The 20,431-nt window shown below is 65.7% G+C and carries 22 protein-coding genes and 2 pseudogenes; 14 read left to right on the top strand and 10 right to left on the bottom strand.

The annotated features are described in order from the left end of the window. Window positions 1–136: 136 nt before the first annotated feature. The 3 genes and pseudogenes from tnpC to GLR48_RS23675 all read right to left on the bottom strand — a co-directional run. Window positions 137–958 (bottom strand): annotated as a pseudogene (gene tnpC, locus GLR48_RS23685) (IS66 family transposase); the annotation flags it as partial. After that, window positions 921–1,139, bottom strand: coding sequence for a hypothetical protein (locus GLR48_RS23680; protein ID WP_237066429.1), 219 nt, complete (start codon window positions 1,137–1,139; stop codon window positions 921–923). The gene GLR48_RS23680 and the pseudogene tnpC, both read right to left, overlap by 38 nt. Next, window positions 1,129–1,416 carry a helix-turn-helix transcriptional regulator gene (locus GLR48_RS23675; protein WP_237066427.1) on the bottom strand — a complete coding sequence of 96 codons (288 nt, stop codon included), beginning with the start codon at window positions 1,414–1,416 and terminating at the stop codon, window positions 1,129–1,131. The genes GLR48_RS23680 and GLR48_RS23675 overlap by 11 nt, the downstream gene beginning before the upstream one ends. A gap of 412 nt (window positions 1,417–1,828) precedes the next feature. Here GLR48_RS23675 and GLR48_RS23670 point away from each other — a divergent pair, with 412 nt between their 5' ends. The 9 genes from GLR48_RS23670 to GLR48_RS23630 all read left to right on the top strand — a co-directional run bounded on the left by GLR48_RS23670 (window position 1,829) and on the right by GLR48_RS23630 (window position 8,562). Next, the gene (locus GLR48_RS23670; RefSeq protein WP_237066425.1) at window positions 1,829–1,990 is read left to right on the top strand and encodes a hypothetical protein; all 162 of its coding nucleotides are present in this window, start codon (window positions 1,829–1,831) and stop codon (window positions 1,988–1,990) included. A gap of 35 nt (window positions 1,991–2,025) precedes the next feature. Beyond that, window positions 2,026–3,006 (top strand): glycosyltransferase family 4 protein, encoded by a 981-nt coding sequence (locus tag GLR48_RS23665; RefSeq protein WP_237066514.1) that lies wholly within the window; start codon window positions 2,026–2,028, stop codon window positions 3,004–3,006. Further along, on the top strand, window positions 3,003–4,388 hold the full coding sequence (locus GLR48_RS23660; protein ID WP_237066423.1) for an O-antigen polymerase: 1,386 nt from the start codon (window positions 3,003–3,005) through the stop codon (window positions 4,386–4,388). The genes GLR48_RS23665 and GLR48_RS23660 overlap by 4 nt, the downstream gene beginning before the upstream one ends. 14 nt (window positions 4,389–4,402) lie before the next feature. Continuing rightward, the gene (locus tag GLR48_RS23655; protein ID WP_237066421.1) at window positions 4,403–4,840 is read left to right on the top strand and encodes a YjbH domain-containing protein; all 438 of its coding nucleotides are present in this window, start codon (window positions 4,403–4,405) and stop codon (window positions 4,838–4,840) included. Window positions 4,841–4,926: 86 nt separating this feature from the next. Further along, window positions 4,927–5,901 carry a KpsF/GutQ family sugar-phosphate isomerase gene (locus GLR48_RS23650; RefSeq protein ID WP_237066419.1) on the top strand — a complete coding sequence of 325 codons (975 nt, stop codon included), beginning with the start codon at window positions 4,927–4,929 and terminating at the stop codon, window positions 5,899–5,901. Between the two features lie 64 nt (window positions 5,902–5,965). Next, window positions 5,966–6,787: a 3-deoxy-8-phosphooctulonate synthase gene (gene kdsA / locus GLR48_RS23645; protein WP_237066417.1), complete on the top strand. Its 822-nt coding sequence runs from the start codon at window positions 5,966–5,968 to the stop codon at window positions 6,785–6,787. Window positions 6,788–6,884: 97 nt separating this feature from the next. After that, window positions 6,885–7,085 carry a hypothetical protein gene (locus GLR48_RS23640; protein ID WP_237066415.1) on the top strand — a complete coding sequence of 67 codons (201 nt, stop codon included), beginning with the start codon at window positions 6,885–6,887 and terminating at the stop codon, window positions 7,083–7,085. Then, the gene (locus GLR48_RS23635; protein WP_237066413.1) at window positions 7,086–7,586 is read left to right on the top strand and encodes a YjbF family lipoprotein; all 501 of its coding nucleotides are present in this window, start codon (window positions 7,086–7,088) and stop codon (window positions 7,584–7,586) included. A gap of 307 nt (window positions 7,587–7,893) precedes the next feature. After that, window positions 7,894–8,562, top strand: a complete 669-nt coding sequence (locus GLR48_RS23630) for a sugar transferase (RefSeq protein WP_237066411.1) — start codon at window positions 7,894–7,896, stop codon at window positions 8,560–8,562. Window positions 8,563–8,635: 73 nt separating this feature from the next. On the opposite strand, the gene GLR48_RS23625 is transcribed toward GLR48_RS23630, so the two are convergent. From GLR48_RS23625 to GLR48_RS23595, 7 genes and pseudogenes are all read right to left on the bottom strand, one after another. Beyond that, entirely contained in the window at window positions 8,636–9,340 is a 705-nt protein-coding gene (locus GLR48_RS23625; RefSeq protein WP_237066409.1) for a metallophosphoesterase, read from the bottom strand. A gap of 120 nt (window positions 9,341–9,460) precedes the next feature. Then, window positions 9,461–9,682: pseudogene (locus tag GLR48_RS23620) on the bottom strand (dTDP-glucose 4,6-dehydratase); the annotation flags it as partial. Between the two features lie 172 nt (window positions 9,683–9,854). Then, entirely contained in the window at window positions 9,855–10,724 is an 870-nt protein-coding gene (gene rfbA / locus GLR48_RS23615) for a glucose-1-phosphate thymidylyltransferase RfbA (RefSeq protein WP_237066407.1), read from the bottom strand. After that, window positions 10,721–11,518 carry a dTDP-4-dehydrorhamnose reductase gene (gene rfbD, locus GLR48_RS23610; protein WP_237066405.1) on the bottom strand — a complete coding sequence of 266 codons (798 nt, stop codon included), beginning with the start codon at window positions 11,516–11,518 and terminating at the stop codon, window positions 10,721–10,723. Before rfbD ends, rfbA begins: the two co-directional genes overlap by 4 nt. Window positions 11,519–11,591: 73 nt before the next feature. Next, window positions 11,592–12,671: a dTDP-glucose 4,6-dehydratase gene (gene rfbB, locus GLR48_RS23605; protein ID WP_237066403.1), complete on the bottom strand. Its 1,080-nt coding sequence runs from the start codon at window positions 12,669–12,671 to the stop codon at window positions 11,592–11,594. After that, a complete protein-coding gene (gene rfbC, locus GLR48_RS23600; protein WP_237066401.1) occupies window positions 12,668–13,234 on the bottom strand; it encodes a dTDP-4-dehydrorhamnose 3,5-epimerase in 567 nt (188 codons plus the stop codon). Before rfbC ends, rfbB begins: the two co-directional genes overlap by 4 nt. A 130-nt stretch (window positions 13,235–13,364) precedes the next feature. Next, window positions 13,365–14,465 (bottom strand): hypothetical protein, encoded by a 1,101-nt coding sequence (locus GLR48_RS23595; RefSeq protein WP_237066399.1) that lies wholly within the window; start codon window positions 14,463–14,465, stop codon window positions 13,365–13,367. Between the two features lie 136 nt (window positions 14,466–14,601). Between GLR48_RS23595 and GLR48_RS23590 the strand changes: the two genes are divergently transcribed. The 5 genes from GLR48_RS23590 (at window position 14,602) to GLR48_RS23570 (ending at window position 20,425) form a co-directional block, all read left to right on the top strand. After that, complete coding sequence (locus GLR48_RS23590) at window positions 14,602–14,997, top strand: adenylyltransferase/cytidyltransferase family protein (protein WP_237066397.1); 396 nt, start codon at window positions 14,602–14,604, stop codon at window positions 14,995–14,997. A 7-nt stretch (window positions 14,998–15,004) separates the two neighbouring features. Then, window positions 15,005–16,246, top strand: coding sequence for a LicD family protein (locus GLR48_RS23585; RefSeq protein WP_237066395.1), 1,242 nt, complete (start codon window positions 15,005–15,007; stop codon window positions 16,244–16,246). 49 nt (window positions 16,247–16,295) lie between these two features. Continuing rightward, the gene (locus tag GLR48_RS23580) at window positions 16,296–18,779 is read left to right on the top strand and encodes a CDP-glycerol glycerophosphotransferase family protein (protein ID WP_237066394.1); all 2,484 of its coding nucleotides are present in this window, start codon (window positions 16,296–16,298) and stop codon (window positions 18,777–18,779) included. Further along, a complete protein-coding gene (locus GLR48_RS23575) occupies window positions 18,776–19,396 on the top strand; it encodes a sulfotransferase family 2 domain-containing protein (RefSeq protein WP_237066391.1) in 621 nt (206 codons plus the stop codon). The genes GLR48_RS23580 and GLR48_RS23575 overlap by 4 nt, the downstream gene beginning before the upstream one ends. A gap of 195 nt (window positions 19,397–19,591) precedes the next feature. Further along, the gene (locus GLR48_RS23570; protein ID WP_237066389.1) at window positions 19,592–20,425 is read left to right on the top strand and encodes an ABC transporter permease; all 834 of its coding nucleotides are present in this window, start codon (window positions 19,592–19,594) and stop codon (window positions 20,423–20,425) included. The last annotated feature ends 6 nt before the right edge of the window (window positions 20,426–20,431 follow it).

The following is a 20,431-nucleotide window of genomic DNA, read 5'->3' as shown; positions in this document are numbered from 1 at the left end:
AGCCCTGCCGTCATCGGCAGCGGGACTGCGGCAGGTATAGACCCGTTAGGCCGTGTTGATGTGCCATCATTGACAAAAGTTCCGACGCCGGTCGTGCTACCGCCCATCTGTCGTAAGTATCCGGCGTAGGCGGCGGTCATGCCGCGATTTGGTGCTCCGATTGCTGCCAGTTCCAGGGCAGCAGGTCCGGCACGTGTGAGACCGTTGTGTTGGGGAGCCTGGCGAGGACGTCGGCGAGCCAAGCCTGTGGGTCTATATCGTTCATCTTGGCCGTGACGATCAGGGAATATATGAAGGCAGCGCGGTCGCCGCCGCGCTCGGAGCCGGCGAAGAGCCAGGATTTCCGTCCCAATGCGATACCGCGCAGTGCGCGCTCGGCCGCGTTGTTTGTCAGGCAGATGCGCCCATCCTCAAGGAACATCGTGAAGGCATCCCACCGGTCCTTCTTGAACATGTAGCTGATCGCCTTCGCGGCGGGATTGTGCTTCGACATGGTTCCCTGTTCGGCCCGCATCCAGTCGTACAATTCCTCGACCAAGGGGCGGACCAGCCGGTGCCGAGCGTCCAGCCGACTGGCGATGTCCAGACCGTTGATCTGGCGCTCGATGTCGAAGATGGCGTCGATCTTCGTCACGGCTTCCAGCGCGACAGGCGATATGTCGTGCGCGGGCTTCTTCTGGCGGGCATTCTGCTTGATGTCCGCGAGCTCGAAGAACTTGCGACGGGCATGGCTCCAGCACAGGGCGCTCAGCACGGGACCTGGATCACGATCACTGCGATAGAGGTCGTTGTAACCGCCATAGGCATCGGCCTGGAGAACACCCTGCCACCCGGCGAGATGCCGGTTGGGATGGGCCATTTCCCTGTTGCGCTAGAAGTGGAACAGCGCGGCTGGGGGCGCCCCGCCACCAAAGGGCCGGTCATCTCTGACATAGGTCCAGAGCCGTGCAGTCTGCGTCCCTCGTCCCGAACACCTCGCGGTGTGCTGCGTTGTAGGCGCTGCGATAGTCGGCGTTGAAGGGATGTGGCAGTGGCAGTCGCATCTCTTGCCCGTAACGGATCACGCGAAAATAGAAATACTCGCGTGCGCCGCGCTTCTTGCGCTGCACATACGCCTCGACGGGGAGCTTAGCTGCCACGGCTTGCCTTCAAGATTGGATCTTCGGAGGCGTCGGCACCACTAGAGCCTCTTTCGATGAAGGCTTCCACATCGGACCACTTCCAGCGCATCGAGCCGCCAATGCGGATCGGCTTCGGGATTTCGCCCCGGCGCGCCAGATCCCGCACGGTCGTTTCCGAAAAGTCGAGCAGCTGCGCGAGCCGTCTTGTGCCTACATACGCTACTAAGCGCGCATCGGCAGGCGTCTGCGCGGTCGTCGTCAGGGTTACGCCCTGCATCGGCTGGATCTTACTCATGAGGCTTATACTCCTTTTTGTCGGAACCGCAGTTAGCCTTGGTCGCCCGAGCTTGGCTCCGGATTGCATGCTGAGCTTCGCCATGGCCAAGGATGACCGGTTTTAGCTCAGCCGGCGCGTTGTTACACCCTAATCGCGTTTTCATGGATCTCAGGGGCTTTCTTGCCGCCCCGCTCGAAAATGTCCGCCGCGCCGTCCAGCAAAGCCTTCTTCCACTGGTGGATTATCGTCGGATGACCGCGATCACATGACCGTGGCGCGCACTGGGCAAAACCCGGCTCATGAGTGACGACGCCGGTCGTAGCGGTCCGGGTGGACCCGAAAGAGGGTGCCGTCGCTTTCCGAACGGGGTAACACCTGTCCGCAATGATGCGTGCGCGCCCCTTCTGGCCAGGCAAACGGGAGAACCGGAATGCCAAGAACCTATATAGTGGCCCATAATCGGGACCGGGATTTCTACCAGCTCGCGGCCTCGGTCGCCGAGGTCGATGCTCTCGCCTGCTTGGTGACGGATTACTACGTGGGGCACAACTCTTGGCGATCCCACGCCTCGCCCATCGCAGCACGCCGCTGATCCCGCCCGGCCTCGTGCACAGCCTGCCCTTGACGGTGGCTCTGCAGGCCCTGCGCGGCCCGCTCGATCAGATGGGCATCGATACGATCCACGCGGTCAACCGCCGTATCGGCCGCGCGGCCCGCACTGAGGCCCGGCACAGGCCGGGGGCGGATCTGCTACTCTATTCGACCTACGCCCGCGAAGCCTTCGAGGGCCCGCAGCTCGCGGACCGCGAGAAGACCCTGTTCACGTTCCACCCGCATCCGACGCTGATCGGAGAAATCCTCGCGCCTGACGTGGCGGACTGGGGCATCGGCCAGTCCGGCCTGCAGGAAGAGACTGGCGTCGCCCACCGCGTCGCGGTGCTGGATGCAGAACTGGCCGCGGCGGACCGCGTGCTCTGTGCCAGTGCCCTGACCCGGCGCTCCGTGGTGCGGGCCGGCGTGCCCGAGGACCGCGTGCACGTCACACCCTACGGTACCGCGAGGCCGATGCCCCCCTACCGCGAGATGCGCCCGGTCACTGGCCCTATGCGCTTTCTCTTCGTCGGGCAAGCGATACACCGCAAGGGTGTACACCACCTGCTGACCGCGTGGCGCAGCCACCGCCCCGAGGACGCCGTGCTGACCATGGTCTGCTCGCGCGCGCAGGACGGGTTGCTCGACGACCTGCCGCCGGGGGTGGAGGTCAAGTCGGGCCTGAGCAGCGCCCAGCTTTGGGAGGAATACTGCAAGGCCCATTGCTTTGTGCTGCCCTCGCTGGTTGAGGGTTTCGGCCTCGTCATAGTGGAAGCCCTGTCGGCCGGCTGCTACACGATCTTCTCGGAGAATACTGGCTTTGCCGATATCGGCCTGTCGGAGGACATCGGGATGCAATGCCGCGCCGGGAATACGGCATCGCTGGCACAGGCGCTGGACCGCGCGGCGGAGATGTTCGCCAAGGGCGCCATCGACCATAACGCGATCCGCGCCTCCAGCGCGCGCTTCTCGGCAGCCCGCTCCCGCGAAGCGGTGCGGGCGTGCCTGCCGCTATGACCTACGATTACGATATCGGGCACCACCTTCTGGCCTACGGCAACCTGATCATCAACACGGTGTTCCTGCTGCTCTTCGGCCGGTTCCACGGGTTCCGCATCCTCGAACCCGCGACCTGGTACCTGTTCTTCCACTACATCCTGTTCGCCTTCCGCCCGGTGGTGCTGTTCACCGTGGGCTACCACGGCAACTACAGCTACATGGCGATGCATCCCGATGTCGCGGACAGCGCGCTGACCTTCCTGATCACCAATGTTGCCCTGCTGGCCTTCCTGCTGGGATGCGTCCTGCCGGGACGTCCGACACTGCCCGCCATCAGCGAGAAGCCCAACACGCTGGAAGTGCAGACTTTCTTCATCGCGGCCCTGCTTTTCGCGCCGCTCTACCTTTATTCGATCTACTACGGGATCAGCAATCCGCTCACGGAAACCAACGCGACCTCCTCGGGCAACATCATGATCGACCCGGAGACCGGCAAGAAGATCTTCGTCACCGGCAGCGGCTACTTCTACGTCCTCAAGAACTGCTTCCCGGGGCTGGTCATCGCGCATATCGTCCTGTTCCGACCGAACATCTGGAACATGAGCGCGGTGATCGTATTCCTGACCTCCGCCATCCTCGAAGGGCGCGGGCGCTTTATCATCATCTACTTCCTGCTTGGGCTGATCATCTACTACTTCCAGCGGCCGAAGGTGTCGCAGACCACCAAGGTTGCCGTGCTGAGCTCCTTCACGGTGCTGGCGCTGGTGCTGATCTCGCTTGGTGGGCTGTACCGGCAGGTGGTGCGCTCGCTGGGAGACATCACTTGGAGCGATTTCGACGTAGTGGATTTCATCAACCGCACGCCGATGGGCGATTCACAGGAATTCGGGATGTTCGAATTCCTGTCCTACATCGCGAAATACTACCCTGACCATGATTACGGCTACAGCTTCTTCACCCAGTACCTCGAAGTCTTCACCAAGCCGATCCCCCGCGCGCTCTGGCCCGGCAAGCCCGTCGGCTCCCCGATCCAGCTGGTCGACCTCGACTATTTCGGAAACTTTCAGGGGCTGACCCAATCCATGGTCGGGGCCGGCTGGCTGAGTTTTGGGCTCTTGGGTGTGTTCCTGCTGGCCTTCGTCAGTGGTTTCATGATGCAGCGCTTCTTCCGCTTTGCCGCGCGCAACTGGCAGGACCCCAGCATCCGAAGCATCTACATCGTGGCACTGCCGATTGGCGTGCAGTGGTTTCGCGACGGCGCCCCCAGCATCGTGGAGTTCTACATCTTCGGCCTGTACCCGCTGCTGTTCTGGGCGATCCTGATCCACATAGTGCGCGCCGGCTATCTGCCGATGACCGGTCGGCCGGGCAACCCCTGGCCCCGCCACCACGCGGAGTAGATGAGGGACGCTCGATGCATGCATTGGGGGCTTTTGCGCAGGCATCTGGCGCCACCCTGTCCGTTTCGGCTGGTACCTTCGCGGACCTCGGCACCGGCGTCTACAACACGGAAACCGTCACCGGCCATGCCTCGGCCTATTACGACTTCGACGGTGGCTTTCTGGCGCAGTTCGACGTAGGCCGCTATCTTGCAGGCGACAACGGGGCCACGCTGACCCTGACACGCGATTTCAACAACGGCTTTCAGGTCGGCGCCTTCGCCACCCTGACGGATGTCAGCTTCGACGACTTCGGCGAAGGCGCTTTCGACAAGGGCATCTTCATCAACCTGCCGGTCAGCTGGCTGTCCGGCAAACCCAGCCGCGGCGACCGCAGCCTCGTGCTGCAACCGATCCTGCGCGACAGCGACGCGCAGGCGGTCAACGACAGCTGGGGGCGTTTCCTGCGGTAACACCCCCCGTGCCACCCGGTTTGCCTTGTCAAACGGACCCCGCATGTATTTATGACGCTGCAATGCCCCGGGCAAAGGAACATGCAGTGACCGCGACACCTTTGGCAGATGCCGATGCGACGATCGATCAGATCCGCCGCGTTCTGCGGATCGAGGCGGACGCCCTGAGCCAGATGATCGGCGACGTGGGTGCGCCCCACGTGCGCGCCGTCGACCTGCTGCAGCAGGTCACGGGTCGCATCGTCATCAGCGGTGTCGGCAAGTCCGGGCATATCGGGCGCAAGATCGCCGCCACCTTCGCCTCGACCGGCGCCCCCGCCCAATTCGTCCACCCGACCGAGGCCAGCCACGGCGATCTGGGCATGATTGCCAAGGGTGACGCCTGCATCGTGATCTCGAACTCCGGCGAGACGTCGGAACTGGCCGACCTGATCACCTATACCCGCCGCTTCGACATTCCCCTGATCGGCATCACCCGCCGGGTGGGCAGCGCGGTGGACCGCCAGTCCGACGTGACCCTGCTGCTGCCCGACGCCCCCGAGGCGTGTTTCATCGGCGTGGCGCCCACCACATCGACCACCGCGACGCTCGCGATAGGCGATGCGCTTGCCGTGGCGCTGATGCACCGGCGCGGCTTCAACCGCGAGGATTTCCAGGTCTTCCATCCGGGCGGCAAGCTCGGCGCGCAATTGCTCAAGGTCGAGGCCCTGATGCACAGCGGCGACAGCGTGCCGACGCTGACCCCCGACACCCCCATGGGCGACGCGCTGCTGGTGATGACCTCCAAGGGGTTCGGCATGGCCGGCGTGGTCGAGGACGGCGTGCTGACGGGTGTGATCACCGACGGCGATCTGCGGCGCAACCTCACCACCCTGATGGACCGCACCGCAGGCGAGGTCGCGACCCACGCCCCCAAGACCGTGCGCAGCGGCGCGCTGGTGTCAGAGGCGCTGCGGGTCATGAACGCCGCCAAGATCGGCGCCCTTTTCGTGGTGTCGGAGGCGGGCCATGTCGAAGGCATCCTGCACCTGCACGACTGCCTGCGCGCCGGCGTCGCCTGATCCCCCTACACACCGGGGCCATCCGCCCCCATCTGTCCTGTTCACGTCCAAGGAGTTACCGCCCATGACCAGCGTTCACGTCGGATCCGTCGCGATCGGCAACGACCTGCCCTTCGCCCTGCTGGCGGGGCCCTGCCAGCTCGAAAGCCTCGATCACGCCCGGATGCTGGCGGAAAACATCGCCCGCATCACCGGTGACCTGAACATTCCCTTCGTGTTCAAGGCCAGCTACGACAAGGCCAACCGCACATCGCTGACCGGCAAGCGCGGTCTGGGGATCGAGAAGGGGCTGGAGGTCCTGGCCCAGATCCGCGAGGAATTCGGCTGCCCGGTCGTCACCGACGTCCACGACATTCCCCAAGTGCAGCGCGCGGCAGAGGTCGTGGATATCCTGCAGATCCCCGCCTTCCTGTGCCGCCAGACCGACCTGCTGCTCGCCGCAGGCGAAACGGGGGTCGCGATCAACGTCAAGAAGGGCCAGTTCCTCGCCCCTTGGGACATGGTCAATGTGGCCGACAAGATCGCCAGCACCGGTAATACGAAAATCATGCTCTGCGAGCGCGGCACCAGTTTCGGCTACAACACGCTGGTCAGCGACTTCCGCGGCCTGCCGACGATGGCCGCGATGGGCTATCCGGTGGTGTTCGACGCGACCCATTCGGTCCAGCAGCCCGGCGGTCAGGGCGGCTCGACCGGGGGACAGCGCGAATTCGTCCCCGTGCTGGCCCGCGCCGCCGTCGCCGTCGGCACCGCAGCCCTCTTCATGGAGGTCCACGAGGACCCCGACAACGCCCCCTCCGACGGGCCGAACATGCTGCGCCTCGACGGACTGCAAGACGTCCTGCGCACCCTCAAGGCCTATGACCGGGTGACCAAGGACTATTGATCGGCGGGCGACGGGTGCCCATGACCGGACCTGCGCCCGGAGCGCACCGCCGCGCTGCGGGCTTTACAATCCGCGGCCCGGCGGCGACGGTCGGGCGATGAACACGACGCTGAGGACCTGTGCTGCCATGACCGGATATCTGTGCAACAGCGCCCCGCGGCGGGCCGGCCTGGTGGCCCTGCTGATCCTGTCCGCGGGCTGTGCTGCGATCCAGTCCAGCCCGCTGGGGCAACTGCCGGGCATTGCACCCAGGGCCGTCGACGCCCGCACCCTGCTGACGCCCGAGCTTCTGGCCTAGGTGAACCTGCCCTACCTTCTGGTCATCCGCGACAAGATCGACATCGGCACGACCTTTGCGGTGCAGGGTGAAAATCCCCCCGTGCGCACCTGGTTCGACGGCAACCTCACCAGCCTGTCGATCAATCGGCTGGGCCTGATCGTGCGTACCGCCGGGCTTGGACGCGACCTGATGACCGCCGACGTGGCCGGGACCGAAGCCGCCCTGCGCCGCGGTGGAGAGGCCACCACCACGCGCCGGGTCCACCGTCTTCTGGACGGCAACGACAAGGTCGTGGCCACCGCCTATGCCTGCCGGATCGAACCTATCGACCCGGTGACCATCACCCTGCCCACCGGCGCCTTCCAGACCTTCCTGATCGAGGAAACCTGTGCCGACGCCGCAGGCCGCGGGTTCCAGAACAGCTACTGGATCGACCTGAAGACCGGCAGCCTGCGCCAGTCGCGCCAGTGGATCAGCCCGGAGGTCGGGACCCTGACGCTGCAGGTCCTGCACGACTGACCGCCGCGCAGGCCTGCGCCAGAGGCCGCCACAGACCCATACGATTCGGCGCCGCACCGCAGCACGGCCTGCAACCCGGCCAACTGCAGTGAGGGCGGTCGGCCACGGCTGTCGAGGTCTATGTTAAGCTTGAAAACAAGAAGATGGTTCTGAATGCTGCGTAAAATTCAGGCACACGGCGTCGCGATCTTGCCGACAGTAATTTAACTTTTTGTTAAGGCCCTCGACAGACCCATCATAAAAATCCGACAGAGCACCGATATTGAAAGCTACAATTTGTTGCATGTTTGTGGGAAGTGACGATTTCATGGTAACGACATCGGATGTCATCGACGACCGCCACGTCGTTGCGCAGAACGATACGGGTCTGCAGGGCATCAACACCAAGCGCATCTTTGACATCCTGTTTGCCCTGACGCTGCTGCCGGTCATCGCACCGATTATCGTCGTCATTTGGGCGCTCGTGCGGCACGAAGGCGGCCCCGGCTTTTTCGGCCACGTCCGGATCGGTAGCAACGGCCGCGCATCCAAATGCTGGAAGATCCGCACCATGCTGCCGGACGCCCAGTCCCATCTGCAGGCCCATCTGGCCCAGAACCCCGAAGCCACCGACGAATGGGCGACGGACCACAAGCTGACCGACGATCCGCGCATCACCCGCCTTAGACGCCTGCTGCGCCGGACCTCGCTGGACGAGCTGCCGCAGATCTGGAACGTGCTGCGCGGCGACATGTCCTTCGTCGGCCCCTGCCCCATCGTGCGGTCGGAACTGCACAAATACGCCATGCACCGTGGCGGCTACCTGCGGATGAAGCCCGGAATCACCGGACTTTGGCAAGTCTCCGGCCGCAACGACATCAGCTATGACGATCGCGTCGCGATGGACATGAGCTATGCCAAGGCCCAGACCTTCTGGCTTGATCTGCGGATCATCGCACTGACTCTGGGCACCGTGCTGAACCGGACCGGCAAGTAGGCCGCGCGGGGCGCAACCCGGCCTTTCCCCATATTGGCCCTGTGACCCGCGTGCTGCGGGTCGCCTGCACCGGTCAGTTCTGTTCCAGCGTCACCGTGCCGTCCGGGCTGATCAGCGCGGCCGTCAGCCGCCGCGTCATATAGGCGCCTGTATCCACCGCGATCCGGCCCTGTGCATCGGCACCCGCCTCGGGCACGATCGTATGGCCATGCGCCACCCAGGCCCCATCCGTGCGCGGCAGGCTCAGGAAATCCGGATGCCCCCAGAGCAGCACCTCGTCGGATTGCGCGTTCAGCGGCATCTGCGGATCGGCCGCCGCATGGACGACCGTTAGCGTCCCGCTGGTCCACTGCAGCGGTCGGTCGCGCAGCCAGCGCAGCATTTCCTGCCCCATCGCCGTCCGCAACGCGTCGGCGGCCCGTTCCAGTTTCTCGCCCTGCGTCGTCTCGGTCACGCCGCCGATGCCAAAGCTCGCCAGCGTCTGCAGGCCGCCATAGCGCAGCCAGCGGTTGCCGCGGGTCAGCGGGTCATCGAGGAAGTCGAACATCATCCGCTCGTGGTTGCCCAGCAGGCAGACCGCGTCAAGATCCGGCAGACGCGCCAGCACCGCGCGGCTGTCGTCGCCACGATCGATGTAATCGCCCACCAGCACCAGATCAGCGGGGGTTTCGGCGCGCGCCGCGGCGATCCGGTCCAGCAACTGCCCCAGCAACCGGTCGCAGCCATGCACGTCGCCTATCACCCAGACCGGCCGGTCCGGGTCGGGCCGTGTCGTCACCGACGCGGGTGCTTGGGCTCGTACTCGTACGGAAGATCGACTGAACAAACGTGACAGCAGCGACATGGACGCTCCCTTAACTGCGGTGGCTTCAGGCCGTAGCGGCGATCTACTGCAACATCAAGGCGCCCCACTTCGCGTTGGCGTGAACCTCATCCGTTTCGCATGATGTGTATGATCCAAGTGGTGAGCGTCGAGAATGGAGCAGATGCTGCGCACAATGTTGATGTTGCGCATCTTGTTGTCGCCGCTGATGGCATAAGTCGATCCGGAAGTTAGCTGAGTCAGTACGGTGAGCAGGGCAGCGGTGTGGTCCTCGACATAGAGCCAGTCTCGGATGTTCCGCCCCGCGCTGTAGCGCCATCAGTTTGTCAGCAAGGTCGGCAACCCGTAGATCCCGACTGAAAGATGTGCCGTCGGAACGACGACGGTTTGGTTATCATCATCTGCATCTTCTGCAGTGAACCGCGCTGCTGTCGATCAAATCGCAATGCCTTGCGCCGCTTGGGAGTTATTACAATAGCCCGCGCAAATAGCTGCCGTAGTCGGTCTTCGCATAGCGATCCGCCAGTACCGTCAGCGCGTCTGCATTGATCCAGCCATGCTGGTATGCGATCTCTTCGGGGCAGCCGGTCTGCATGCCTTGGCGCGACTGCAGGGTTCGCACAAAGTTGCCCGCATCCAGCAGGCTTCCGTGGGTGCCGGTGTCGAGCCAGGCGTAGCCACGCCCCATGCGCTCGACCGTCAGGCTGCCGTCGGCCAGATAAGTTTCCAGCAGCGATGTGATCTCCAGCTCGCCGCGTTCTGACGGCGTGATGGCGCGCGCGCGCGCGGGTGCCGTATCATCAAGAAAGTAGAGTCCCGTGACGGCGTAGTGCGACGGGGGATCCTTCGGCTTTTCGACGATCTGCGTGACGGTGCCCTCTGCGTCCATGCCCACGACGCCGTAGCGCTCCGGGTCGGACACGCGGTAGCCGAAGACCGTACCGCCGCTGGTCTTGGCATCGGCACTCGCCAGCATTTCCGGCAGGCCGTGGCCGAAGAAGATATTGTCGCCCAGCACCATGGCAGAAGGCGCACCGTCCAGGAAATCCTCGCCCACCAGATAGGCCTGCGCCAGACCGTCGGGGCTTGGCTGCACCAGCCAGGTGATCTGCACCCCCCATTGCGACCCGTCGCCCAGCAGGTGCTGGAACTGCGCCTGGTCGGCGGGGGTGGTGATGATCCCGATCTCGCGGATGCCGGCCAGCATCAGTACCGACAGGGGATAGTAGATCATCGGCTTGTCGTAGATCGGCATCAGCTGCTTGCTGAGACCTTGGGTGATCGGCCAGAGCCGCGAGCCGGTGCCCCCGGCGAGGATCAGTCCCTTACGCTGGGTCATGGCTGTGTCTCCTCGATGATGCCGGCCTCGATGATGCGCGTCAGGGCGGCCTGCCAGTCGGGGCGCGGGATGCCGAAGGCGGCGTGCAGGCTGCTGCAGTCCAGCCGGGAATTGGCGGGGCGCGCGGCCGGGGTGGGATAATCCGCGGTGGTGATGTCGGTAACGGTCGTGCTGCGGCCTGCGCTGGCCATGATCGCGCGGGCGAAGTCCGCCCAGCTGACATCAGGCGCCCCGCTGAGGTGATGCACCCCGCCCTGCCCCGTCCCGTCCACCAGCGCCTGCGCGATGGTCAGGCAGGCCTCGGCGATCGCATCCGCCGGTGTCGGCCCACCGACCTGGTCGGCCACGACGGAGAGGCTGTCGCGTGTTTCTGACAGGCGCAGCATGGTGGTGACGAAGTTCTTGCCCGCGCCGTCGAACACCCAGGCCGTGCGCAGCACGACGGCGCGAGCGCCGCTGTCCAGCACGGCGCGTTCTCCCGCCAGCTTGGTGCGGCCATAGGCGCCCAGCGGACTGGTCGGGGCATCGGGTGTCCAGGCAGGGCCGGACGATCCGTCGAAGACGTAATCGGTCGAGATGTGGACGAAGGGCAGGCCCCGCGCGGCACAGGCCCGCGCCATGGCGCCGGGGCTGCCTGCGTTGATCACATGGGCCGCGTCCTCCTGCGTCTCGGCCGCGTCGACGGCGGTCCAGGCGGCGGCATTGATGACGGCATCGGCGTCGGTGTCCATGATCGCCGCGGCACAGGCGGCGGGGTCCGACAGGTCGGCCTGTGTGCGGTTCAGGGTCTGCACAATCAGGCCGCGTGCGGGCCCACCATGGCCAGCGCGCGGGCGACCTGACCGGTCTCACCAAAGACGAGGACCTTCACGAGGCGGCCGTATGCGGGGCAGCCTGGGCCGTTGCGGTGGTATCCGTGCCCAGCCGCACGCCGACGCCGGCGCGCTGCTGCAACGGCTGCCACCAGTCGGCGTTGTCCAGATACCAGTCCACGGTGCGCGCCAGCCCCTCCTGCAGCTCAAGCGAAGGCTGCCAGTTCAGCTCGGCCCGGATGCGCGCGGGGTCGATGGCATAGCGCGCATCGTGGCCCGGGCGGTCGGTGACATGGGTGATCAGATCCGCATGGGGTGCATGATCCGGGCGGCGATCGTCGAGGATGGCACAGATGCTGCGCACGATGTCGATGTTGCGCGCCTCGTTCTCGCCACCGATGGCATAGGTCGCGCCGGGGGCGGCCTGCGTCAGCACGGTGAGTAGCGCATCGGCATGATCCTCGACATAAAGCCAGTCGCGGATGTTCAGCCCCGCGCCGTAGATCGGCAGAGGCTTGCCGGCGAGGGCATTGAGGATCGTCACCGGGATCAGCTTTTCCGGAAACTGCCGGGGTCCGTAGTTGTTGGAGCAATTCGTCAGCAGGATCGGCAAACCGTAGGTCTCGCCCCAGGCGCTCACCAGATGGTCCGACCCCGCCTTGCTGGCGGAATAGGGCGAGCGCGGGTCATAGCGGGTGTCCTCGTCGAACATGCCGGTCTCGCCCAGTGACCCAAAAACCTCGTCGGTCGAGATGTGGTGGAAGCGGAAGCTGGCGGGCCTGGCCCGCGCCACCCAGTAGGCGCGCGCAGCCTCCAGCATGGGGAAGGTGCCGAGCACGTTGGTCTCGACGAAGGCTGCGGGGCCGTCGATGGACCGGTCGACATGGCTCTCGGCCGCCAGATGCATCACTGCGTCCGGCTGGTGGTCGGCAAAGACCGCATCCAGTGCCGCGCGGTCGCGGATGTCGACCTGCGCGAAGGCGTAAGATCGATGATCCGCCACCGCATCGAGGCTCGCCGTGGCCGCCGCATAGGTCAGGCAATCGACGTTGATGACCTGATGTCCGTCACGGATCGCCTGCAGCACGACCGCCGATCCGATGAAGCCGGTGCCGCCGGTGACGAGGATCTTCATGGGCGGGCCTCATAGGTAAAGGGGGTATCCAGATCGGCAAAGGACCCGGCGGCGGCGTCCTTGTCCGACAGGACCGCCTGATCCGCAGGAATGCCCCAGTCGATGCCAAGGTCTGGGTCGTCGAAGCGCACGGCCCCTTCGCAGGCGGGCGCATAGGTGTCGGAGCATTTGTAGGCCACCAGACAGTCGGGCACCCGCGTGACGAAGCCATGCAGGAACCCCGCCGGGATCAGCAATTGCATAGTGTTGTCAGCCGACAACGTGACGCCGGTCCACTGGCCGTAGGTCGGCGAGCCCGCGCGGATATCGACGGCGACATCGAAGATCTCGCCCACCAGCACCCGCACCAGCTTGGCCTGCGCCTGCGGCGGCGCTTGGAAATGCAGCCCCCTTACGGTGCCGGCCTCCCGGCTCCAGCTCTGGTTGTCCTGCACAAAAACCGTGTCGATCCCCACACCCGCCAGCGTGTCCCGGTTGTACGTCTCCTGAAACGACCCGCGACTGTCGGCAAAGCGGCGAGGGGTCAGAGTCACCACCCCGTCCAGATCTGTCGTTTCCATCATCCGTCGTCTGCTTTCTTGGCGTTGCGCCACCCATAGGCCAAGGTGTCTACCGAATCCATCCTTCGGCGTCCGGCGGGGCCTATTTCATCGCCGAAACGGATCGTTGTTCCGGGCGGTGGCCTGCACCGCCTCAAATCCCTGTCCCGTTCAGCCAGGCCAAGGCGGCGGCTTGAGGCCTGTGCCCCGTCAGGACCGCCCGCGCCTGCGTGGCCGCATCGCCAGCCACCTCGGCCAGAGGAACCGCAAGGGTGTCGGGCATGGCCTCGAAATCGTCAAAAAAACCGGCCCGCCCCACCAGCCCGCCCAAGTAGGTCTGCATCGGTGCGAACCGCGCGGTCATCTCGGCCCGGACGGCGGATCCGAAGAGCTCAATCTCGGCATTGGGCGGCAGGGTCATGCGCTGGCGATGCGCCAGCAGGGCCCTCTGCATCGACCGGGCCACCGGTGCCGGCAACTCGCGGTTGGCACGCAGGATCAGATCGTAAAGCGCATAGGGAATGGACGGATTGACCGGACCGCCGGCAGGCACGAACCGGGCGGTGTCGATCCCGAAGGTCCGCGTGAAATGCGGCTCCGATCCTCCCGCGGCCATGACGGCGTCGTAGGAATGCACAAACAGCTTGCCGCGTGGCACCGCATCGGCCCAGGGACGCACGGCCCGTTCGAAATCGAAATGTGCCGTGCGGTAGAGATCTGCAGCACCACCCTCTGATAGGAGCCTTGGCCTGCGCCCGAACTTCAGCATCTGACTGAACCAAGCGGCCAGGTGCAGGTCGGGACGGCGCAGGGTCATGTAGAGAGAGACATCCGCGATCCCCAGCGCCTCCAGCATCCGCCCCACCAGCGCAGGCTGGCGGGTGCCGTATTGCGAGAACACCTCCGAGCACAGCAGCAGGGTCCGCGCCCCGGTCCGGGCCAGGTCGTCACGGATCGACTGGAACATCTGCGCCGCGGTCGGCAACGGCTGGTAGCGGTCGGGGATGAAGTTGCCCGCCAGCGCCTCGGTCTGCATGACGTAGCCGATGTGGTTGTGCGGCGACTTGACCTTGAAGGTCAGCCCCGCGTCCGGATCGCCCCCTGCCAGAAGAGCGCGCGCATAGGCCTGTCCCTGCGGCTCCACGAAGGGATAGAGGATGCCGTCCTCCAGAAGGACACCGGCGTTGCGCGTGAACATCTCCTGAAGCGCGCTGGACCCGGTCTTGTGATGCCCGAGATAGATGATGCATTTCATGAGAAGTCCTTTCCGCGTCGCCGCCCCGGGTCCGCTTTCAAGCTGCGCGGGGCCTCCGTCGCCGCACCCCGTGCAGCTTGAAACCCGGCCGGGGCGCGTGCTAACCGGTCGCATGCGGGAACGGGGCGGGCAAGACGTGAAGAAGGTCATCACCTACGGCACATTCGATACGTTGCACTACGGGCATATCCTGCTCCTTCAGCGCGCGCGCGCGCTTGGCGACCATCTGACCGTGGCGCTGTCCAGCGACGCCTTTAATCAGATCAAGGGCAAGGCCTCGCATTTCGACTACGCGCAGCGCCACGCCATGCTCGAGGCGATCCGCTACGTCGACGCGATCATCCCAGAGGATCACTGGGACCAGAAGCGCGGCGACGTGACGACCCACGGGATCCATGTCTTCACCATGGGCGACGACTGGGCCGGCAAGTTCGACTTCCTGTCGGACCTGTGCGAGGTGACCTATCTGCCCCGCACGCCCAGCATCTCCTCGACCGCGATCAAGCTGATCCACAGCGCCCCGGCCCGGTAGGCCAAAGGTGGACACACGCCGCTTTCGCACCCTGCGCGCGCTGCGCGGCCCGCACGGGCCATTGTCCCGCATCGCCATGGCCGGTCTCGCGGGCCTGGCCGTGGCGGCGCTGACCGGCCGCGCCGCCCTCGCCCGCGAGGTGGCGGGACTGTTCCGACGGGATCGCTGGGTGACCGGTAGCCACCGGCTCAACTGGTATCTGCGCCACAATGCAATCGGCCGCGTGGCGGGGCTGCAGGCACCGCTGTTCGATCCGGTGACCGGGATGCCCCCCACCGCCGTCGATGCGCTGCAGGACTGGCTGGCCAAGGGCCACGATCCGCGTCACCGCCTCGCGCGGCTGAACGTGCTGGCGCACCGGATCGCCACCGCGCCCGACACAGCCACCCAGGCGGCAGCGATCGCGGCCTTCGAGGATATCGCCACCGCCCTGGTGCACGATATGCCGGTCGCCGACCCAAAGGCCGCCGCCGCCCCCGCCGGCCCCGCCCCGGCTTTCGGCCTGTCAGAGGCCCGCGCAGCCCTGATCGCGCTGCGCCAGATCGCGATGCCGTGGTATGTCATCTCGGGCACGTTTCTCGGCGCGGTGCGCGAGGGCACCTTCCTGGCCCACGACTACGACATCGACATCGGGATCCACGCCGAGGATTTCGGTGACGCGGCCTTTCGTGCGCAGATCGCGGCGACGAAGGACCTGGTGCTGGTGAACACCAGCCCCCACCGCGACCTTGCCCTGCAACCGGACGGGCTGTGGCGCGACACGCCGCGGCCCGCACTCTACCGGCTGCTGCACGCCAGCGGGATCGGCATCGACGTCTTCGTGCATCATCGGGATGGTGACCTGCGCTGGCACGGATCGGCCAAGCACCGCTGGGACAATCACGACTTCGCCCTGGCCGACTACACCATCGCAGACCTGCCGGTGCGCGGCCCTGCCGACGCGGACCGCTACCTGACCGAGAACTACGGCGACTGGCGCACCCCTGTGACCCGGTTCAATTGTTCTACCGGCACCCCCAACGTGCGGTTCCCGTTCAATCCCGCGGCCCTGGTCGAGCATCTGCGCATTGCCCTACGCCCCCACCCGGCACGCGAGGCGCAGATCGCCCGTCTGATCCTGTGGCAGGAAGGCCATCTGCACCAGCGTGGCGCAGAGGGCACCAGGCTGGCCGTCGTGCCGCAGGGCGCGGGGCGCAGGCGGCGGATCGGGATTGCCCTGCGCCCACCGACCCCGGTAGGTAGGCGCTGATCGACTGGACCGCCGTTCGTGTCCAACCCGCAGAAAGGTCCGCAACCCCGTGCCACGACTTCCCGACAGGATCACGCACTCCCTTGTCAGGCTGCACCTGAGACTGCGCCGGTTCGACCTCTACCGGTCGGGCTACGAGAGGGCGAAATCCCGCGTGATGCAGCTTCTGAACCGCAACACGCGGGCCGAACGGCTATTCTGCACCCATTACATCGACACGCCCCTCGATCCCTTGGTGATCCTTTACGAAAGCTTCCATGCCTCGAGCGTCGCCTGCAGTCCCGCTGCGATCTGCGAGGCGGCGCGACGCGATCCGCGCTGCGCGGGATTCACCCACGTCTGGGTCGTCGATGTCCCCGCGGCGGTGCCCGCGCATCTGCGCGGGCAGGCCGACGTGCGCATCATCACCCGGGCCAGCGACGATTATCCCCGTCTTCTGGCCAGCGCCAAATACCTAGTCAACAACTCCACCTTTCCGCCTTGGTATCTGCGCCGCGACGGCCAGGTCTATCTCAATACCTGGCACGGCATCCCGCTGAAGACGATGTTCCGCGACGAGAAAGGCGCCCCTGCGCGCTATGCCAACAGCCAGCGCAACTTCCTGCAGGCCAGCCACATCGTGCTGGCGGGCGACTACGCCACGGACCACCTGCTGGGACCGGCGGGCATCGCGCCGCTGGGGCGGCGCAAGACCTACCACATCGGCACGCCACGCATCGACCGCACGCTGGCCCTGCGCGCCGCCCGAAGCGCCGACCCGGCGCATCGCCACATCCTTTTCGCCCCCACCTGGAAAGGCGTCGTGGGCGAGCCGGAAACTCAGATCCCCGAGATCGCAGCCGTGATCGCGGCCCTGTCCCAGGACGGCGGGCCGCCGGTCACGCTGCACGTGAAGGCGCACAACTTCAACCGGGACGATCTGTCCGCCCTGCCCGCCGGCACCGGCGGGATCACCACCCGCCCGGTGCCGCCCGACGCCGACATCAACGCGGTCATGGCCGACATGGACGTGGTCGTCACCGATTACTCCAGCCTGCTGTTCGACGCGCTGGCCGCCGACATCCCCACCGTCCTCTTCGTACCGGACCTCGAGACCTACCGCGCCACGCGCGGGCTCTACATTGCGCTCGACACCCTGCCCGCGACCCTGTGCCGGACGCCAGAGGATCTGCGCCGCGCCTGCGCCGCGCCGCGCGCACCTTCAGCCTTTCCCGCCGACATCGTCGCCGCGGCCCGCGCCGCCTATGTCGCGCAGGAGGACGGCCAGGCCAGCGCGCGTGCGTTGGACCTGATCCTGCGCGCCGGCGGGCATGACGCAGGCCCGCTTCCCGCACCGGTCAGCACCAGCGACAAGCCGGTGCTCGCCTTCATGATGGGCGGCTTCCTGCGCAACGGGATCACCACCTCGGCGCTCAACCTGCTGTCGCACATCGACACGGACCGCCACGACGTCATGGTGCTGACCGACGGGGCCGCCCTGCACCCGGAGGCCTGGGACCTGCTGAACCAAGTGCCTGATCCTATCATGGTCATCCACCGGACCGGGCGCGAATGCTACACCTCCGCCGAACGGGCGGCCAAATCGGCCTTTTATGACGACAACCGGCTGAAAGACCCCGCCCGGATCGCGCTGATGGAACGCGCGATGGCCCGCGAGGCGCGCCGGATCATCGGCCCTGTCGCGCTGGAGGCCGCCATCGAGTTCTCCGGCTACCGCCGGATGTGGGCCTGGATCATGGCGATGGCCGATGCGCGCCGCCACATCATCTATCAGCATAACGACATGGTTTCGGAACGGGACCTGCGCTTCTCGCTGCTGGAAGGCGTGTTCTTCACCTATCGCTACTTCGACCGCATCGTCGCGGTCTCGGACGAGACCCGCGACCTGAACGCCGCAAACCTCTCGGCCTACTACGGCACGGCGACACCGGTGACCGTGCGCAACATGATCGACCTTGCGCGCATCGCCGAAGGCCGCAGCGCCGACCTGCCGGAACGGCCTCCGGCCCAGACTGACACGACCGCGTTCATCACCATCGGCCGCTGCTCGGCCGAGAAAAACCATGCCATGCTGCTGGACGCCTTTGCCATCGTCTACGCCCGTCATCCGCAGGCCCGCCTGACGATCCTCGGCGAAGGCCCACTGCTGGAGGAGACCCGCGACCGCCGCGACGCGTTGGGCCTCGCGGAGGTGGTGCGGATGCCAGGCTTTTCCGATCACGCCCTGGCCTGGCTCGACCGGTCCGACTGCTTCGTGCTGCCCTCGCGCTACGAAGGCCAGCCGATGGTCATCCTCGAGGCGTTGGCCCTGGACAAGCCGGTCATCGTCACGGACATCCCCGGATCGCGCGGGGCCCTGCGCGGCGGCTACGGCTTCATCGCCGGCGGTATCGAGGCCGAGGCCTTCGCCGAAGCGATGCTGGACTTCATCGCGGGCCGGATCCGTTTCAAGTCATTCGATCCTGCAGCCTACAACACGGCAGCGCTGGCCGAATTCAATGCGCTGCTTCCCACCAGGAAGGACATCCCATGACCTTGCTCAGTGCCAATGGGAAACTGTTCTATTTTGCCCATATCCCCAAGACCGGTGGCAGCAGCGTCGAGACGGCGATGCGCAAGGCGGGGGCGCGGCGGGCGCTGCATTTCCACAAGCGGCTGGATTTCGTCCGCTGCAACCTGCAGCACATGCATGCGGAACTCTTTGACACTTTCGTGCCCCCAAAGTTCTACGACAAGGGGTTTTGCGTGATCCGCCATCCGATCGCCCGCCTGGTAAGCGAGTATCGCTGGCGCCAGACCCTCGACCAGGCGAGCCTGCCTTTCGATCCCTGGGTGCGCCGCCAGATCGCGGCTTATGCCCAGAATCCCTATGTGCTGGACAATCACATGCGCCCCCAGCACGAATTCATCGGCAAGAAGATCAAGGTGTTCCGCTTCGAGGACGGTATCGACGTCATTCTGGGCCGATTGTCGGTCATGACCGGCCTTACCCTCAACCCCGAGACCCACGTCCGACAGCCCGGCGTCAGGGAACCGCTGACCTGGTCGCCGGAGACCCGCGCGCTGGCATTGCGCTTCTACGACGCCGACTTCGCCCCGCTGGGCTACGACTACGACACCGAGATTTCGTTCCTCAGTCTGGACCGCTGATGCGGCACCGGCGGGCCGCATTTGGACCTCGCTGACGGGACGCCTGCGGAATATAGTCGCATCAAAGGATGATCCGGCCCGCGCGGGGCCGGCCGAGACACGAGAAGGATCGCGGATGCAGCACAAATCGTTCCCGACAGTCCCGGTGGCGGATCCCGCGCCCGGAGCGGTGCCCTGCCGGCGGGCCACGGTGCCATGACCGCGACCGCAGCCCGGACCCCCGACCCGGCGGAGCCGACTCCCCTGCCAGGGCCGCCCCTGCAGCCGCGCTTCGTCGCGGTCCGCTCCATCGTGGCACTCATGCTGCGCGAGATGGCGAGTACCTACGGCAATTCGCCCGGCGGCTACCTTTGGGCGATCCTGCAGCCGGTGGGTATGCTGGTCCTGCTGTCGGTGGCCTTCTCGCTGCTGGTGCGCGCGCCGGCGCTGGGGACGAGCTTCATCCTGTTCTATGCCACCGGCTTTTTACCCTTCGACATGTACGGCGATATCGCGGGCAAGATCGCGGGAGCGCTGAACTACTCCCGCGCGCTGCTGTCCTATCCGCGGGTCTCGTGGATCGACCCGATCCTGGCCCGGCTGCTTTTGAACTTCCTGACGCTTCTGATGGTGTTCTGCATCGTGATCACGGGCATCATGCTGACCGATGACACGCATACCACCATCCACATGGTGCCGGTGATCCAGGGCCTCGTGATGTCGGCCCTGCTGGGGCTCGGGGTCGGGTTGTGCAACGGCGTGCTGGGCGGGCTGTTCCCGGTCTGGTCGATGATCTGGTCGATCCTGTCGCGCCCGCTGTTCCTGGCCTCCGGGATCTTCTTCACCTACGAAAGCCTGCCGCGGTTCGTCCAGGACATCCTGTGGTGGAACCCACTGATCCATGTCACGGGCCTGGTCCGCCGAGGCTTCTATTCCACCTACGACGGCACCTACATCTCGATGACCTACGGCTACGGTGTGGCGCTGGTCCTGATCCTGCTGGGCCTAATCTTCATGCGGGCTCACTACAAGCGCGTGCTCGAACGGTGACGGACC

Source organism: Loktanella sp. M215 (assembly GCF_021735925.1).
Taxonomy (GTDB): Bacteria; Pseudomonadota; Alphaproteobacteria; order Rhodobacterales; family Rhodobacteraceae; genus Loktanella.
This window is presented reverse-complemented; position numbering and strand designations above follow the sequence as displayed.